The organism is Streptomyces sp. NPDC053750, from assembly GCF_044544295.1.
Lineage (GTDB): Bacteria > Actinomycetota > Actinomycetes > Streptomycetales > Streptomycetaceae > Streptomyces.
The window spans coordinates 112,740-130,878 of record NZ_JBITXB010000010.1 but is presented as its reverse complement, the minus strand read 5'-3'; the positions used below and the strand labels follow the sequence as shown (position 1 = coordinate 130,878).

Annotated in this window: 8 protein-coding genes; 6 read left to right on the top strand and 2 right to left on the bottom strand. The window is 69.9% G+C overall.

Annotation, left to right across the window (positions count from 1 at the left end; all coding sequences use genetic code 11):
* Positions 1–60: 60 nt before the first annotated feature.
* Positions 61–894 (bottom strand): hypothetical protein, encoded by an 834-nt coding sequence (locus tag ACIGO6_RS26585; RefSeq protein ID WP_399880388.1) that lies wholly within the window; start codon positions 892–894, stop codon positions 61–63.
* A 375-nt stretch (positions 895–1,269) separates the two neighbouring features.
* Here ACIGO6_RS26585 and ACIGO6_RS26580 point away from each other — a divergent pair, with 375 nt between their 5' ends.
* Positions 1,270–7,050 (top strand): AAA domain-containing protein, encoded by a 5,781-nt coding sequence (locus ACIGO6_RS26580; RefSeq protein ID WP_399880385.1) that lies wholly within the window; start codon positions 1,270–1,272, stop codon positions 7,048–7,050.
* Positions 7,051–7,109: 59 nt separating this feature from the next.
* Here ACIGO6_RS26580 and ACIGO6_RS26575 read toward each other — a convergent pair whose 3' ends face one another.
* Positions 7,110–9,281, bottom strand: a complete 2,172-nt coding sequence (locus ACIGO6_RS26575) for a UvrD-helicase domain-containing protein (RefSeq protein ID WP_399880382.1) — start codon at positions 9,279–9,281, stop codon at positions 7,110–7,112.
* 176 nt (positions 9,282–9,457) lie between these two features.
* On the opposite strand from ACIGO6_RS26575, the gene drmA reads away from it, so the two are divergent.
* The 5 genes from drmA (at position 9,458) to ACIGO6_RS26550 (ending at position 18,139) form a co-directional block, all read left to right on the top strand.
* A complete protein-coding gene (drmA, locus tag ACIGO6_RS26570; RefSeq protein ID WP_399880380.1) occupies positions 9,458–13,288 on the top strand; it encodes a DISARM system helicase DrmA in 3,831 nt (1,276 codons plus the stop codon).
* A complete protein-coding gene (gene drmB / locus ACIGO6_RS26565) occupies positions 13,285–15,180 on the top strand; it encodes a DrmB family protein (protein WP_399880378.1) in 1,896 nt (631 codons plus the stop codon). Before drmA ends, drmB begins: the two co-directional genes overlap by 4 nt.
* Positions 15,177–15,944, top strand: a complete 768-nt coding sequence (gene drmC / locus ACIGO6_RS26560; RefSeq protein WP_399880375.1) for a DISARM system phospholipase D-like protein DrmC — start codon at positions 15,177–15,179, stop codon at positions 15,942–15,944. Before drmB ends, drmC begins: the two co-directional genes overlap by 4 nt.
* Before the next feature lie 34 nt (positions 15,945–15,978).
* Positions 15,979–16,515, top strand: coding sequence for a GNAT family N-acetyltransferase (locus ACIGO6_RS26555; protein WP_399880373.1), 537 nt, complete (start codon positions 15,979–15,981; stop codon positions 16,513–16,515).
* A gap of 121 nt (positions 16,516–16,636) precedes the next feature.
* Positions 16,637–18,139, top strand: coding sequence for an ABC transporter substrate-binding protein (locus ACIGO6_RS26550; protein WP_399880370.1), 1,503 nt, complete (start codon positions 16,637–16,639; stop codon positions 18,137–18,139).

Here is an 18,139-nt window from a genome sequence, read left to right as displayed (position 1 = left end):
CTATTGGCGGACGAGCTGCGGTGACACCGCTTCGAGTAGTTCGGTGAGGAGCGCCCCGGATCATCCGCCCGAAGGCGTGACAGTGGACAACCGGGAGATGCGGGGCATCGTCTCGTTGGGGGAGCGGCGCAGGAGCTTGACCGAGCGGCCCTCCACCCAGGCGTTCCAGGCCTTCAGGTAATAGAGCAGGTGCTCACGCGAGTCGTCGCGACGCCGGTGTGACGCGCCGGTCGCCAGATTGAGCATGGTGTTGCGGAGGGTGAGTCGCGGATCACCGGGTTCCAACCGAGCCCCGGTGATCAGGCCCTCCCGCCAGGACGACTGGTCCATATCGGGACGTGCTCGCGACGTGACGTACCAACCGATGGTCGCCGCCGTCACGGTGATGCGGCATGCCCGGTTGAATGCGATGCCGTGCTGCATGGCATCGCGGATGTCAGGGTGCTCGGCGAGCAGCGTCAGCAGCTGGTCGTTGCTGGTGACGGACGAGCCGCCGCTCCACGCTGAATTGGGCGCGTGCAAGTAGAGATGGAGGCCGCGCAGAGCCGCGGCCAGGTGTGTGGCGTTGGCCTCGCCCGCCAGCGCGAGCGCATCGCGTCCCGTGCGCTTGCGCCCGGTGTCCATCACGGTGAACGCCGTGCGGGGCACACCGCGTGCGACGGTCATGGGCACCGTGAGCCCCGCCTTGACCACTGCGGCAAGCCTGTGCTGACCGTCGATGAGTACGCCGTCCTCGTCGAAGGCAATGCCCTGGTGGGTCAGCTGCCATTCGCCCCGCTGGATTCGGGCTGCCAGCTGCTGAACGGTCGCCTTGCTGAGCGGCCTGTTGCTGGTGTTTCGAGTGAGCCATTCAGTTGCCAACTCGGGCGTGACGTCTAGCACTTCCATGTGCATGGCGTGAGAGGGCCCTTCTGTGGAGCGGTGAGCGCACGGAGGGTGGCGCCTTATTCAGCGTGCCGGATACTTGTGAACTTAGTCAACATGAACTCTTCATTGTGTTGCATGCTGTGGTGGACCTGTCGTCATTTCGCCTGGACTTGTGCGGTGTCGGAACATGCAGAGTGTCAGGGGGCAGGGTGCGGGTTGGCGTCGGCCCTGACGTGAGGCTCCGGGGCGACGTGGTTGCTGCTACGCTGCACGCCGTGTGCTCAGTTCACATGATGTCGGGCGTCGGGGAGTGCGGTCGACTGACGATGTGTCCTGTGTGAGCGGGGCCCACGTCTCACAAAAGTGGCCACGGGGTGGCCCTCAGCAGCAATGGGGTGGCGTGTGAGCCAGTACGAAGGTGGTCTGGGCGAGAGCGCGCGCCCCGTTGGCACGCACTACCAGTACGCCGACGGCCTGCATGTCCGCGTGGACGGTGTGGCGCCGTACAGGCTGGCCGATCCCGAGGACGCGTACGGGTATCGCGAGGGTGACGACGTGGTGTGCTGCACCCTGCACCTCAGCAACGGCACGGACCGGCCCATCGACATGGACGGCATCACGCTGCAGGTACGAAGCGGGCCCTACGGCAAGACGGGCCGGCAGGTGGAGGACTACCGGACCCACTCGCTCGACGGCAACCTCGAAGGCACCCTGCTCAAGGGGCGCCGCGCTTCGGCGACCTGGGCGTACAGCATTCCGGCCGGTACCGCCGGAGAGCTGGACATCGAAGTCCGGTTCCTGGGCACCCATGAGCGGGAGAGTGTGACCTTCACGACGGCAGCCGTTCCTTCCGCCTCCGGCGAGGATCCCCGACTGGCCCTCACGCGCACCGCACCGGCACCACTGCCGGACCAGGCCGCCCTCTTCGGGGACCAGCAGGCTTCCCTGTTCACGGACGACGAACCGGCACCCGCCGGGCGCGATTCCGCCGGTACGCACCCCTCCACCGCGAACACTCTCGGTGCCGTTCCGGCGCAGCCCAGCCGTTCCGGCGCACCGGCCCGGATCCCGGTCGCCGGCGAACCATCCGCCGCGCCCACCGATGCGGCGCGCGTGCGGCAGATCTTCCGGTTCCTCGCCGAGGCCGAGGAGTCCAAGGCGAGGCCCGTACGCACCCTGGACAGCGCTGCGGGCACCGTGTGGTTCGACGAACTGCCGCACGACGACGGCGTGGAGGTCATGCTCGACGGAGTGCTGACCATGGACGACCCTGCCTGGGTGACCGTCGAGCGCCCCGAGCGCGAGGACGCCCCTCACCCCGATCCACTCCTCGCCCCCTGGGTGGACGACACCCGTCTCAGGGACTTCAGGCAGACCCGTGCCCCACACCTGCGCCGCCGGATCGAGCCCGAATTCCCGGACTGGTCGGAAGGGATCCCCCTCGAGAAGAGCTACCACGAACTGGACGACCACCCGAAGCGCGAGCGGATCGAGAAGCTGTACGCCTCCTGGGAGGCGGACTGGCGCGCGTGGGCGGAGCGACGCCGGGCGATCGATCCCGTCGTGCGGCTCTACGACCGTCTCCACAAGATGCACGAGGACGCCGTCAACCTCGGCGAGGCATACGAGCTCGTGCTCGGCCTGGGCCGGCTGACCTGGCAGACCGCCGGCGGCCAGAGGGTCGAACGCCACCTGGTCACCCACCGGGCCACCATCCACCTCGACCCGTCCACCGGCACCCTCACCGCGTCCCCGGATCCCACCGGAACCGGCCTGGAGCTGGAAGAGGGCATGCTGGACGGTGCTCAGCACGTTCCCGGACCCGTGCGGGAAGAGATCGTCGGGCTGCTGGAGGGCGCCTCGGACGTGACGGACCCGGAGCACCTCCACGCCCTGCACACCGCCCTGCGCAGCTGGGTGAACGCCGCTCACAGCGCGGGAAGCTACTCACCGGCCGTGGAACGTGCCAAGCCGCGCAGTCTCGACGTACCGCAGGTGGGGCTGACACCCGCGCTCGTGCTGCGCGAGCGCAGCCGGCGATCGACGATGGACGCCCTCAAGGCGATCGCCCGCCAGGTCGACGCGGGCACCGAGCCCACCGAACTCCTGGCCTACATCGCGGGCCGCGACGGCGCACTGACCGCGGCCGACCTCGCGGCGGCCGAGGACGACGGCTCGGACGGCGACACCGGGGAGATGTACTTTGCCCTGCCCGCCAACGAGGAGCAGCGCACCATCGCCGAGCGGCTGCGGTCCAACCGGCTCGTCGTCGTCCAGGGACCGCCCGGCACCGGCAAGACGCACACCATCGCCAACCTGGTCACCGACCTGCTCGCCCAGGGCAAGCGCGTCCTCATCACCAGCCACACCCCGCGTGCCCTGCGCGTCCTGCGGGACAAACTGCCCGAGTCGATCCGCGACCTGTGCGTCAGCCGCACGGAGGACGGCGCCGCCGCCCAGCGCGAGCTGGAGGCGTCCGTGCAGCGGATCCTGAGCGAGTACGCCGGCTACGACGCGAAGTCCTCGCAGCGGAACATCCGCACACTCCAGGCACGCCTCGCCAAGGCCCGCAGCGCTCAGCAGGCCATGTTGCGCGACCTCGCGGCCCTGCGTGAACAGGAGACACACCGCTTCGACGCGGAGATCGGCGACTACAGCGGCAGCCTCCAGGAGATCGCCGAACGTCTGGCGGCCGAGGCGGGGCAGTACGAGTGGCTCGGCGCGGTACCGCAGGAACAAGCCGCCGTGAGCGCCGCCGACGCGCTGGGCCTGCTGCGTGCCATCCGTGCCTACACCCCGCACCAACAGGCCCTCGCCGCCGACGCACCCGGTCCCTCGGAACTCCCCGACCCCGGCGACTTCGAGGACGCCGTCCGTGTCGTGCGCTCGGCTCAGGAGGCGCATGCGGCAGTGCGGGAGGACCCGCTCTGCGCCCAGTACGACACCGCGGTACGGGGCCTGGACGAGAAGGCGCAGCAACGGCTCGCCGCGGCACTCGATGCCTTCGCGGCCGCACGGGCACGGGCGGCGTCCCTCGCTGCCGCGGCCGGCCCGTGGGCCACATCCCTTCTGGAAGAGGTCACCGCAGGTCAGGACTGGCAGACGCGGAGCCGTCAGGCCGCGGTCACGGACGCCCTGGCGGCGGTCGACGCCTCGCTCACCACGCTGGGCACCGCCCTGGTGAGCGGCCTCGAGCAGTACGACCCGACCACCGCGCTCAGCCAGGCCACCGTCCTTTACGACGGACTCACCCAGGGACAGAAGCTGCGAGGGAGCCTGGGCCTGCGCTCGAAACTGGCCAAGACGGTCGGTCCGTTCGTGGAGAGCGTCCGGGTCGACGGACGGCCGCCGGAGGACCCCGCGACCGCCGCCGTCGTGGTGGCCCGCGTCCATCTGGAAATGCGTCTGACGCAGATCGAGGCCGAATGGGGAGCGCCCACCGGCGCCTGGCAGGGGCACGGCCCACGGCTCGCCCGCCTGAGGCAGGAAGCAGCCGTCCTCGACGCGCTCCTCACCGTCTCCGCCACCCGCACGGACATCCTGGCCGCGGCCTCCGCCTCCCCGCAATTGGCCGTCGCTAGCTGGCACGACGCCTCCGTCGAGAACGCCGTACGCGCCCTGCTGCGGGCGGCCGGTGCTCTGCGCGCGACCGAGCAGTCCCGTCGGGTCATCGCGGACACTGAGGAACTCCTGCGGTCCTGGAGCGACCGGCCCGGGGTCTCACCCGCCGTCGCCCGTGCGCTCGAGAGCGTGCGGGCCCGGAACCACGACGGCTACCGCGAGTTCAGCCACGAGATCGCCGAGGTCCGGGAGGCGGCCCGGCTGCGCGCCGAGCTCCACGAGGCCCTCACTCGCGTCCGCGATGCGTTCCCGGCGCTCGCCGAGCGGATCGTCGACACGGCCGAGGACACCGGATGGGACGCCCGGCTGCCTCACCTGGCCGAAGCCTGGGCCTGGTCCGCCTGGCGTGAGCGCATGGAGCAGCTCACCGACCCGGAGGCGGAGCGTGCTCTGCGCAGGAAGCTGACGGAGGCGGACGACGAGGCGCGCATCATGCTCGCCCGGCTCGCGGCCGCCCGCGCCTGGCACCGCTGCCTGGGCCTGCTCACCGGCGACCAGTCTCGCGCGCTCAGCGCCTACCAGCAGGCCGCCCGTCGGATCAAGGGCAAGTACCAGCACCGCTACCGTCGGGACGCGCAGGCAGCGCTCCGCAAGGCGCAGACAGCGGTGCCGGCCTGGATCATGCCGTTGCACCAGGTCGCGGAGACCGTTCCCATGGACCGGCCCGGGATGTTCGACGTCGTCATCGTCGACGAGGCCAGCCAGTCCGGCCTGGAAGCCATGCTGCTGAGCTGGCTCGCCGACCGTATGGTCGTCGTCGGTGACACCAAGCAGGTCAGCCCCTCCAACGTCGGCCTCAAGCAAGACGAGTACTTCCACCTCAGGGACCGGTTGCTCACCGCCCTCGAGCCCGAGGTCCGCAGCCTGTTCGGCCCCGAGTCCAGCTTCTTCGACCTGACGGAGGCACTGTCCGCCGGTCGTGGCACGCTCATGCTCAAGGAGCACTTCCGGTGCATGCCGGAGATCATTTCCTTCTCCAACGAGCTCTGCTACAACGGCAGGCTCCAGCCGCTGCGGCAGTACGGCGCCGACCGCCTGCCCCCGGTGCGCACCGTCCTGGTGGAGAACGGCGAGGTGCTCGGAGCCAACAGCCGCCTCGCCAACACGGCGGAGGCGGAGGCCCTCGTCGACGCCGTCGTGCGCTGCTGCGCCGATCCCGCCTACGACGGCAGGACGATGGGCATCATCACGCTGCGCGCGAGCAAGGGACACCTGGCGGAGCTGGAGAACCTGCTCGCCGAGCGTCTCGACTACGAACAGCGCGAGGAGCGTCGTATCCGGATCGGTGACGCCGAGGACTTCCAGGGCGACGAACGCCACGTCATGTTCATCTCGTGCGTCAACTCGGCCACCACGGCGGCCGGAACGGTGCCGGGCGGCTTCAACGGCAAGACGTACGAGCAGCGACTCAACGTCGCCGCCTCCCGTGCCCAGGACCAAGTGTGGGTCTTCCACAGCGCGCGGACCGAACAGTTCCACGAGAACGATCTTCGCCGCTGGTGGCTCGACCATCTCTCCCGGCCTGCGGAGGACGACGGGGATCGACTCGAGGGGGAGGTGCTGTCCGAGGTGCGGCACGCGGCGTTCGACAGCCTCTTCCAGCAGAAGGTGTACTTGGAACTCGCCACGCGCGGTTACCGTGTGCGACCTGGGTACGGCGTCGGGCGCCACACCATCGACCTGGTCGTCGAAGGCGGTACCCGCAGGCTCGCGGTCGCCTGCGACGGTGATGTGTTCGCGGAGGGTGAGGATGCCTCCACTGCCGCTGCTCGCCAGCGTGACCTGGAGCGGGTCGACTGGACCTTCGTCCGGATCCGCGGCAGCCGGTTCCATCTCGACAAGGAGCAGGCACTGGCGCCGCTCTGGGCCGAGCTGGAGCGGCTGGGTATCGAGCCGGTGCAGGAGAAGGACGCGGACGAGGCCGCTTTCGCCGGAGACGCCACGGCAGTGGACGAGGCGCCGACCGGAGGTTCCCACACCACCGAGACGGGGAACGGGCAGCTTCCGCTGGGTGGTGAGTCAGAGGAAACGCGTGTGACCGCGGACTCTGGTGGGCTCCGTGACCGGACGACGCCTCCGGTGTCCGCTCTCACACATGGCAGCGCCCTGCCGGTCCAGGAGATCCCCGCCGCCGCCTTCCAGCGGCTGGTCCGTGAGATGCAGCAGCTGCAAACTGCCATCGACGCCCCGGAGGAGACCCCCGACGGAGTGGACCCGGCGAACCTGGTGTTCCTGAGGAAGTCCCAGGCCGACCAGCGAGACCGGCGGACCAAGCGCCTGACGTTTCTGCGTACCTTCCTCGACGCCGTCCGCGTCGGCGGGGAGGCGGACGTGCCGAGAAGCGTCTTCCCGGGGGCTCTCCTCGTCCTGGAGTTCGACGGGCACGTGGACAGCGACGCCTTGTACACCGTCGCGGAGCTTCCCGTGGACGGGGCGGACATCGTCTCGCCGTCCTCGCCGCTCGGGCACGCCCTGATGTGGCAGCCGACGGGACGCGAGGTCTCCTACCTGGCCGCTCAGGACAAGGCACGCAAGGTCGTCGTGCGGGAGATCAGGGTCTGACTCGGACCCCATGCCGCCGAGCCGGACGGGCGGGAGCTCACCGCTCCCGCCCGTCCCGCTCAGCCGACGACGGGTTCCAGCAGAGGGCTGCGCTCGCCGTTCCACGAGATCGCAAGCGCGTCACGGGCCCGGGTGCAGGCCACGAACAGCAGGCAGTGCTCGGCCAGCAGATCGGACCGGTGCTGCACCGGGTCCATCTCCTCCGGCGTCACCTGCGGTGCGAAGGGCAGCACCTTCGCCGTCACACCGACCACGGCCACGCAGCGGAATTCGAGTCCCTTCATCGCGTGCATGGTCGCCACCCGCACCCCGGACACCTCCGGACCGGGGTCGTCCTTGACGGCGACCGCCGGGACACCTTCACGGCGCAGCCGCGTGATGACGGTGTCCACCAGGGTGTTGAACCGCGCGCACACCGCCACCTCGGACGGCTTGACACCGTCCTGATCGATCCACGTGCGGATTTGCTCGACCAGCGCTCGCAGCTCCTCGTCCTGACTTGCGTAGCCCTGGGCCGCCGGGACGCGGCCGCGCAACTGCGAGCGGTAGTCACGCAGCGAGTCACGGCCGCCGTCCTCGTCGTCGTCCTCACCGAGCCGGCCGACCGGCTGACCGTCGAGGAGCGCCGCGGACCAGCGCAGGATCTCCTCCGTGCTGCGGTAGTTGATGCGGAGCCGGGACGTGCGTCCCCGGACGTTGATGCCGAGCGAGCGCAGCGAGACCCGCGAGTCGTAGATCCGCTGATGGGGGTCACCGACGAGGAACATGTCGTCCGCCTGCAGGGGGACGCAGGCGCGCAGCACGCGCCACTGCGCCGGGTGCAGATCCTGCGCCTCGTCGACAACGACATGACGGTACCGGGGGCCGCTTTCCGCGAGTATGCGCGCGGCCTGGTCGCACAGTTGTGTGTACGTCGCCGAGTCACGCGAGGCGAGGTCCGCGGTGAAACGCTCCATGACCCGCCACAGGCGCGCACGCTGGACGCGCCCCACCTGCGTGCCCCGCCCGCGCCGTACGCACCGCAGGTACTCCTCCGGGGACCGCAGTCCCTGGGCCAGCACGACGTTGCGGAACTCCTGGGAGAGGAAGGTCTCCGTCCACGGGAGGTCCTCGCGGGCGCTGGCACGGGTCCAGGCGCTCTTCTCGGCGGCGGCCGACAGCGGCTTCGGTGAACCGCCCCTCGACTCGCGGATCACCCGGGCGGCGAGCGAGTCCACCGTCGTCACGTCGACCCGGTCCAGCAGATGGGCGTCGGCGTCACCGAGGAGCAGAGCCAAACTGTCCCGCAACGCGGCAGCCATCGCGTTGGTGAAGGTGGTGAGCAGGACGCGGTCGCCCTCCCGGCCCGTGAGCAGCAGATGCCGGACGCGGTGCAGTGCGACGACCGTCTTGCCGGTGCCGGGACCACCGGTGACCTGAGCGGGCCCGTTGAAGCCGGGGTGGTAGGCGTACCGGCGCTGGGCGGGGTGGAGGAAGATGCGCCAGCGGGTCAGGTCCTCGGTGAGGATGCGTTCCAGCTCACCCGGACCGGTCACTTCCACGATGCGGTTGGGCGTGTTGAGGATCGCCTCGGAGAGCGTGACCGTCGGACGGTCCTCCGCCGTGCGCACAGTCTGCCCGCGCGGTGCGATGAGCTGCTCCCAGACGTCCTCGGGGGAGTAGCCCTCCGCCAGGAACTCCAGTACCTCGTACTGATCGGCGGGCATCATGGGCGGTGCCATGACCGTCAGATCCTCCGCCGTGACACAGACCCGTGCCAGGCGAAGCACCTGGTTGTCGATGCCGAGGTCACGGAGAACGGTGTCGGAGTGGGCCTCGAAGAGCCGGGCCGGTGTCGAGACGGCCTTCGTCTCGAAGTATGTCTCCATCTGCTCCAGCGCCTCGACGTTGCGCACCTCCAGACCACCGGTGGCGCCGTTGACGGAATAGGCGCGCTTGCAGGCCCAGTTGATCGCCTCGTCGTGAGGGGCGACACGGAGCAGGGTGAACAGGTCGCTGCCGTCGTCGGGGGCGAGGAGTACACCCCGGTAGAACTTGGTGATGCGTATCGTCCGGATGCGTGCGTCGCGTGCCCGTTCCAGTTTCTCCAGATGCATGCCCTTGCTCGCGTGGAGTTGGGGGACGGTCATGCCGCGGAACCTCTGGATCGCGTCGGTGACCTCCTTCTGCACAGGTCTCTGCAGAGAGACGAGGTCCACGACGAAGTCGTCGGAGAGGGCGAGTCGGGGCATGAGCGTCCTCGGGCATCGATCGGCGTCGGTCGAAGGTCCAGCCTAGAGACTGGCGTTGCGAAGCGGCGAGAACCCCCCAGTGCATTGTGTGAACTGAGTCAACGGTCTATATTGCTTCTGCTGCCCCCAGGCGGTCGCGCTCGTGCCCGCCGAACCAGTCCGAAAGGACCCACCGCATGCCGGCCCAGTCCGCCCAGGGCTCCGTCCCGCACCCCATCGACGAGGTCCCCCAGACGTTCCGCGACGGGGATTCCTACGAGGTCAGAGACGGGCTCGTGGCCTACATCCGCCGTGACCTGCTTGGACCCTGGGACGGAGCGACGGAGACCCTCCCCGCTTCCTCGTCCGGGCCGCGCGACCGGTACCTGGTCGGCATGCTCGGCCCGCGGCCGCAGAGCGTCACCTCCGACAAGATCGCCGTTGTGGCCGCCCAGAGCGCCGACGGGGAGTCCGGTGAGGAACAGGAGGGCGACGACAGCGCTCCCGAGGACCGGCTCACGCCCCAGGCCGCCGGCCACATCTGGGCCTCGTCCATGGGGTTGTCCTGCACCGTCCCCGCCTCGGTCGGAACGCTCAGCGTCAATGTCCGCTGGGGCCGTTACGCACAGACGGAGGAGGGCACCGACCGCGGCACCACCCGAAGGGCTTGGTCCCGCGAACCGGTCGAGCACACCGTCGACATCGACGTCACCGGCGCCACTGACCGAACCGTCCCGCTCGAGGGCGACGCCGTCGTGCTCGACGTCCAGGTGCGCCGCCACACCGGACGAGCCGGAAGCGAGGACCTGCGTGTCGTCGAACTGGCCCTGGTCAACCGGCAGGAGGACGACCGCGAGGCGCGTGACGCCAACTGGCTCTTCCAGGCCGAGCTGGATCTCACCGCGTTCCCCGACGACCAGGCGGCCGTCTTCCTCCCCGTCGACGATCCGCTCGACCCCGGGACCGGAGGAAATGCTCCCGAAGACCCGGAGGAGAAGCGGCTGAGGCTCCTCTACCGCGATCATCTCAGCCACGCGAAGGGCCGGAACGTCGCCGTGCACGCGCACGTGCGCGACGGGGAACGCAACGCGCACCGCCTCACCACCGTCTGGCTGCCGGAGTACGACGTACGGGCCACCACCGCACCGACCCTCGAGGAGCAGGACCTGCTCCGCGGCCTCGAACTGGGAATGGACGAACTCGCGGCCCTCGCCGTACCCGACCGGCGCACCGAACTCAGCACGGCCCTCGCGTCGCTGGCCGACGGCTACGGCATCTGGCTGGAACAGCAGCGCAAGCGCGCCCGTTCGCTCCCCGACGACTTGCGCCGGTCGGCTGAGGTCGCCATCGAGCAGGCATTGAGCGTCTGCGACCGCATCACCCTGGGCATCGACCGGCTCGTCGCCGACGACACCGCCCTCGAAGCCTTCCGGTTCGCCAACCGGGCGATGGCACTGCAACGCCGGAACACCGCCATCGCCGGCGCGCGGGCGGGACACGAGGATGAACGCGACTCGTACCGGGAGGCGTTCGAGCAGGTGCACGCACGGGGCAAGCAGGCGGCCAGTTGGCGTCCTTTCCAGCTGGCCTTCGTCCTGCTGAACGTCGACTCCCTGACCCGGCCCGGCCATCCGCACCGTGGCACCGGCCGGGAAGCGCTGGTCGACCTCCTCTTCTTCCCCACCGGCGGTGGCAAGACGGAGGCCTACCTCGGACTGGCCGCCTACACCTTCGCGCTGCGACGCCTGCAGGGCACGATCGGCTCGGGCGCCGAGGCGCGCAGCGGAGAGGCCGGCGTGGGCGTCCTCATGCGCTACACCCTGCGCCTGCTGACCGCGCAGCAGTTCCAGCGCGCGGCCGCACTGGTCAGTGCCTGTGAGGTGCTGCGCCGGGAGGAGTACGCCCGGGACGTGCGCTGGGGCTCCACCCCGTTCAGGATCGGACTGTGGGTGGGGACGTCCGTCTCGCCCAACTGGTTCGACGAGGCGAAGGAACAGATCGCCGACGCCCGGGAGAGCGCCAGCGACAAGCACGCCCGGGTCCTCCAGGTCCTCACCTGTCCGTGGTGCGGCAGCGGCCTGACGGCCCGCTCCCACATGGAGTACGACGAGAGCCGGCGCCGGGTCCTGCTGTACTGCCCGCGCGGTGAGGGCGACGACCGCTGCCCCTTCTCGCGTCGGGAGGCGCCGGGCGAGGGCATCCCCGTACTCACCGTGGACGAGGAAATCTACCGGCTGGCCCCCGCCCTGCTCATCGCCACCGTGGACAAGTTCGCCCAGCTGCCGTGGAACGGCTACGCCGGGCTGCTCTTCGGCCGGGTCACCGAGCTGTGCCCGCGGCACGGCTACCGTCACGACGACCTGGACACCAAGACCGGTTGCGGAAGCAGGCACAACGCCCGCGGCGACCTGCCCGGCGTCACCGCGCAGCCGGTGACCAGGCTGCGCCCCCCGGATCTGATCATTCAGGACGAGCTGCACCTCATCTCCGGTGCGCTCGGCACGACCGTCGGCCTCTTCGAGGCCGCCGTCGACCAGCTCTGCACCTGGAGCGTCACGGACAACCAGGGCCGGCGCCACGAGACCGGCCCCAAGATCATCGCCTCGACGGCGACCACGAAGCGAGCGGCTGATCAGGTGCGGGGCGTCTTCGCCCGCAAGGTCGCCGTCTTCCCGCCCCAGGTGCTGGACGTGGGCGACACCTTCTTCTCCCGTCAGGTCGGACTCAGCCGTGACAACCCCGGCCGCCGCTACCTGGGCGTCTGCGCGCACGGCACACGTCTGAAGGCCGCCGAAATCCGAGTGGCCGAGATTCTGCTGCTGGCCGGACAGCATCTTTTCGACGAGTACGGCAGGCCGGCGGACCCCTACATGACCCTCGTCGGGTACTTCAACGCCACGCGCGAACTCGCCGGCATGCGGCGCTACATGGACGACGACATCGCCACCCGCGTCCGCTCGAACGGCAGCCGCAAGGGGCAGAGCACCCTGTCCGACCGGATCGTGAGCAAGGCCGGCATGCTGAGCGTCCAGGAGCTGACCTCGCGGATCTCCTCGGCCGACATCGGCGGTGCCCTCAAGCGCCTCGAGACCGAGTTCGACCCGGAGCGCGACACCTCGGTGCGACGGCGTGCCTTCCTCCGCGAGTACGCGACCGCGATCAAGGAGAAGCGCGAGCCCCGCGCCGGCATGACACCGCCCTCCAAGCAGGCGGTGGACGTCGTCCTCGCCACTTCCATGCTCCAGGTCGGCGTCGACGTCTCCCGCTTCGGACTGATGCTGGTCGTGGGACAGCCGAAGAACACCGCCGAGTACATTCAGGCTTCCTCGCGCGTCGGCCGTGACGCCGGCCGTCCGGGACTCGTGGTGACGCTGTACAACTGGTCCCGGCCCAGGGACCTCGCCCATTACGAGGACTTCGAGCACTATCACGCCACCTTCTACCGCCAGGTGGAGGCCCTCTCTGTCACTCCGTACACCCGACGTGCCCTGGACCGGGGGGTCGCCGCCACCTACGTCGCCGCGCTGCGGCATGCCGCGTACGACACCTCACGTAATCTGGACGCCCAGCACGTCGACCTGGACGGACCACTGGCCCAGGAAGTGGAACGCCGATTCCTGGAGCGGGCCGAACGCGTGGGCGGCGAACGGCCACGGGGTTACTTGCAGGAGCGCATCGACCAGTTGAAGGACGAGTGGCGCCGCAAGCGGGACGAGAGCACCTCGGCTCTCGGCTACCGCAAGGAGAAGCACAAGACGACCGTCGTGAACGGTCTGTTGCGACGGGCGGACGGCTCCCGGTGGACCGAGCTGACCGTCGGCATGTCGATGCGTGAGACCGAGAACGAGATCAACCTGCTGCTGCCCGGCGGAGGGGCGTTCCTGGAGGAAGGCTCCGGAGGTGGCCCCGACTGGAACTTCGGCGCCGTCGACCCGGCGTCCGGCGACGACGCCGACACGGCAGGCACCGTGGACAGCGACGAGTACGGCCTCACGTCCGCCGACTCGGCCAGGAAGGTACAGCGATGAGCAGCAACGGCAACCGCAGGGTCGGTTCCGTCCGTCCGAGCCACCTCATGTTCACCACCGGTGTCGGGTCACTGGTCGACCTGCCGAACTTCTCGGTTCTCGTCAGGGGAACGGACTCCTGGAGCTATTCGGGGATCACCGACTACGACATCGACGAGCCGCGACTGCGGGCAGCGGTGAACCGCTCTCTGCAGCGCTACGGACGTGGCCAGATCGAGCAACTGCGGGCCGCTCCCTGGCTCGAGGGCGGCGACACCGACCCGAAGAGCTGGGCCGCCCAGGGCATCGGCGTACCCGTCACGCCGTTTCCCCAGTGGCTGCGCTGCACCGCGTGCAATGTCCTGGCAGCCGTCGACTCGGGTGAGTTCGCCTTCGTCAACTCCAATCCCCGTACGCCGCACGAGGCGAAGTTCGTCCACGACTGCAAGCGCGGCAAGAAGCCCCTCGCCGTCGCCGCGCGCTTCACGCTCGTCTGCACCGCGGGCCACTTGGACGAGTTTCCGTACAGCCCCTACGTCCACCACGGGCAGGCCTGTACCAAGACCCCGCGCCCCAAGCTTCGAATGAAGGACCACGGCGGCAACCAAGCGGCCAACGTCACCCTCGAGTGCGTCGCCTGCGGCGAGAAGCGCAATATCCGGGAGGCGATGGGAGAGAGGGGCCGCCGGAACCTGCCCGCGTGCCGAGGACGGCACCCGCACCTCGGGACCTATGAGACGAACGGGTGCTCCCAGCAGCCGGTCCTCATGGTGGCGGGAGCGTCGAACCAGTGGTTCCCGCTCACGCTCAGTGCCCTCGCCCTGCCGAAGGGGCAGGGTGGAGACATCGAGAAGCTGCTCGACGACCACTGGCCGGAGCTGCAAGGCGTGAACGACCGGTCCCAGTTCGACTTCATGGCGAACATTCCCCAGTTCGGGTACTTGAAGGAGTTCGACGCCGACGCGGTCGTCGCGGCCATCACCGCCCGCAAGCAGGGGGCAGAGGGCCCCGCTCCCTCCGCACCCGACGTCCAGGCCGATCTTTTCGGCCCGGAGTGGGAGGCCCTCTCCGGGCCCGTACCCACGCCCAGCGACGACTTCGCTCTGAGGTCGACGGTGGTACCGGTCCCGTTGAGTGACCTCTTCTCGGACGTCCGACAGGTGGAGCGGTTGCGTGAGGCGCGCGCCCTGATCGGCTTCACCCGGCTCGACGCCCCCGACCCCGAGTCGCCCGAGATCGCCCAGCGGGTGGACCTGTCCAGGGGGAGTCAGACCTGGGTGCCCGCCAGCGAGGTCCGTGGCGAGGGCATCTTCCTGCGGGTCCGGGACGAGCTGATGGCCGAGTGGGTGGCCCGGATGGAGAAGTCGCCCCAGATGGAGGCGCACCGGGAGGCTTACGGCCGTTTCAGGGCCAACCGCAAGTCGGACAGGATGACGAGTGACTTCGACCCGTTCCACGGTTGGCCAGGGGCACGCTACATCGCCCTGCACACCCTCTCTCACCTGCTGATCCGCACCATCGCCCTTGAGTGCGGCTACAACTCGGCCTCTCTCGCCGAGCGGATCTACGCCGGCGACGAGCAACACCCGCGGACCGGCATCCTCATCTACACCGCGGTGCCGGACTCGGAAGGAACCCTCGGCGGCTTGGTCTCCCTCGCGGAAGGCAGCGAGTTCGACCGGGTACTCCGCCGAGCCCTTGCTGACGCCACGCACTGTTCGGCAGACCCGCTCTGCTCCGAACGTCTGCCGCACGACCCGGGGGACTTCCTGCACGGAGCTGCGTGCCACGTCTGCCTGTTCGTGTCCGAGACCACGTGCGAGCGGGGCAACCGGTTCCTCGACCGTCGCTTCCTGGTGCCCCTCTCCGGGGACAAGGAGCAGATACTCACCCCGGTCGGCCTGCTGCCGTGAGCAGGCACGAGTTCGAGGCCGCCGTCGAGGTCGCCATCACCGCGCTCGGCCCTTCCCGGGGCAAGGATCTCGCCGGTCTGCTGGCGCAGCACCGGGACAGGGAACGCGCGCTGACCGAGATGGCGACACCGGGGGTTCGCGAGCCCGTGGCGGCTCTGTACGACGCGATGAGCAAGTCATCGGTGACCACAGCCGAGGCGGCGGCGTACGTGCGCGGCTACGTCGCGGCGCTGCTCCACTCACGCGACGCGGTGCGGGTTCGTACCGTGTGGAGCGGTCCTTCGACGCCGGCGGTGCCGGTGCGAGCCACGGCCCAGGTGCTCGTGCAGGTCATCAACGAGGCGTGCGACGAGCTCCTGGCCATGACGTACGCGGCGCGCCCCTACCCCGCACTCACCCAGGCGCTGACGAATGCGGCGGCGCGCGGCGTCCGCACGGACGTCGTGGTGGAGACCCTGGCCGGGGCACGAGGCCTGCTCTCGGGGCGGGAGCCCGCAGAGGCCTTCGCGGCGATACCGGGCGTGCGCCTGTGGTATTGGGCGCGCGATACGGCCGAGCACCCGCACTCACGTCAGCACGCCAAACTCGCGGTCGCGGACCGACGCACCCTTTTCCTGGGGAGCGCCAATCTGACGGAGTCGGCGGCGCGGCGCAACATCGAGGCAGGAGTGCTGGTGAGCGGTGGGGAGGCACCCCGAAGAGCAGCGGAGCACATCGTGGAACTCCAGCGTCTCGGCGTGCTCAGAATGCTGCCCCCTGCCTGACCAGCAACAAGTCGCTACTGCATATGATGTGCAAGTGCGCACCACCGACTACACCATCAGGACAGCAGCCCCCGCCGACCTGGACGCCGCCCGAGCCGTCATGCTCGACACCGTCTACCGGGACTTCGGTACGGGGTACGTCCCCCGCTGGCACGGTGACATCGTCGACCCGGCCGGGGCGTACCTGACCCCGGAACGGCACACGCTCCTCGTCGCGGTCGACGGGGACGGCGACGTCGTCGCCACCGGTGCCCTCGACTCGCGCGGGCCCGCGTACCCTCCGAACCCCCGGCACGTCGCCGAGCGGTATCCCTCCGGTGTGACCGCGCAGCTGCGCCGCGTGTACGTCCGGCCCGAGCACCGTCGGCGAGGGCTCGCGCGGCGGCTTGTCGATGAGCTGCTCGCCTTCGCTGCTGCCGACGGCGGGTACCGGGCTGTCTACCTGCACACGGACCCCGCCGTCACCGGTGCCGAGCCCTTCTGGCGGTCGCTGGCCAAGGTCGTGCACGACGAGCGTGAGGATGCGGGTGGTGGGCAGGGGATCGTGCACTTCGACGTGCCGATGGGGTGAGCAGGGTGTGGGGCCGCCGCGGCGATGGAAATGATTGTCATATAGGCTCCGTCTGTTGTCGCCCCGCCCTGCCCCGCCGCCCGCTCGTCCGACCCGCTTGACTTCGATCGATCCGAGGACCATGCGCTCTCACCGCCGCTCCCGGCTGCTCGCTCCCCTCCTTCTTCTCCCGCTGATAGCCGGCTGCTTCTCCTCTGGAGGCGACGACTCCGGCTCGGACGGCAAGGACGGTGACGACTCCCGTCTCCGCGTCGCCCTCGCCTTCCCACCCGCCGAGAACCTGTCGCCCTACGGCGCCGACGCCACCCTCCTCAGCCGTCTCGGCGTCACCGAGGGGCTGACCGCGCTGGACGCCAACGGCTCCGCCGCCCCCGCGCTCGCCGAGTCCTGGCGCAGGGACGGGGACAAGGTCTGGGAGTTCACGCTCCGCGACGCCACCTTCCAGGACGGCAGCGACGTCACCCCGGCCGCGGTCGCCGACTCCCTCACCCACGCCACCCATGCCAAGCCCGCGCCCGCCGCCCTGGCCGGTGTCAGCCTCAGCGCCAAGGCCGGCGGCGAGCGAGTCGTCCGGATCACCACTGCCGAGCCCGACCCCGTACTGCCGCTGCGGCTGTCCAGCCCGAGCCTCGCCGTTCTGTCCGGCAAGGCCTACGGCGACAAGAACCGCGTCGACCCCGTCGGCCACGCCACCGGGCCCTTCGAGCTGACCAAGGTCAACGGCGCCACCTCCGCCACCCTCGACCGGTTCGACGACTACTGGGGCGGGCGCGCCCAGGCCTCCGGAATCGACGCCCGCTTCATCGCCGACGGCACCGCCCGTGCCAACGCCCTGCGGACCGGCGAGCTCGACATCGCCGAGGCCGTGCCCGTGGCCCAGGCCGCGACCCTCGACGAGAAGACCCGGCGCGACACCGCCACCACCCGCACCACCAGCCTGCTGCTCAACGCCTCGTCCGGGGTCTTCGAGGACGCCGGGCTGCGGGCCGCCGCCCGGGGTGCTCTCGACACCTCCGTGTTCGCGAAGGACGTGTACGAGGGGTACGCCGACCCCAGCGCCGGGATCTACGGGCCCGCCGTGACCTGGGCCGAGGGCAAGCGGACCGAGCCCGTCGGGCGCGCGGCGGCCAAGAAGCCCAGCGGTGCCACCATCAACCTCGCCACCTACGACAACCGGCCCGAGCTGCCCGAGGTCGCCCAGGTGGTCAAGCAGCAGCTGGAGAAGGCCGGGTTCAAGGTCAAGCTCACCGTGCGTGAGTACTCGCGGCTGGAGGGGGATGCGCTGGAGGGGAAGTTCGACGCCTTCGTGCTCGCTCGCAACACCCTCCTCGACACCGGCGACCCCGTCGCCGTGCTCGCCAGCGACTACACCTGCGACGGCGGCTTCAACATCGCCCAGCTCTGCGACAAGGACGTCGACCGCGCCGTCGCCGACGCCGAGAAGATCGCCGACACCGCGAAGCGGCAGGACGCCGCCATGGCCGCCGAGGCGCGCATCCTCGGCAGCGACGCCGTCGTGCCCCTCGTGCACCAGCGGATCATCACCGGCGTCGCCGACTCCGTCCAGGGCGTGATCCTCGACCCGTACGAGCGCACCCTCGTCGGCACCGGCACCCGGCGCTGA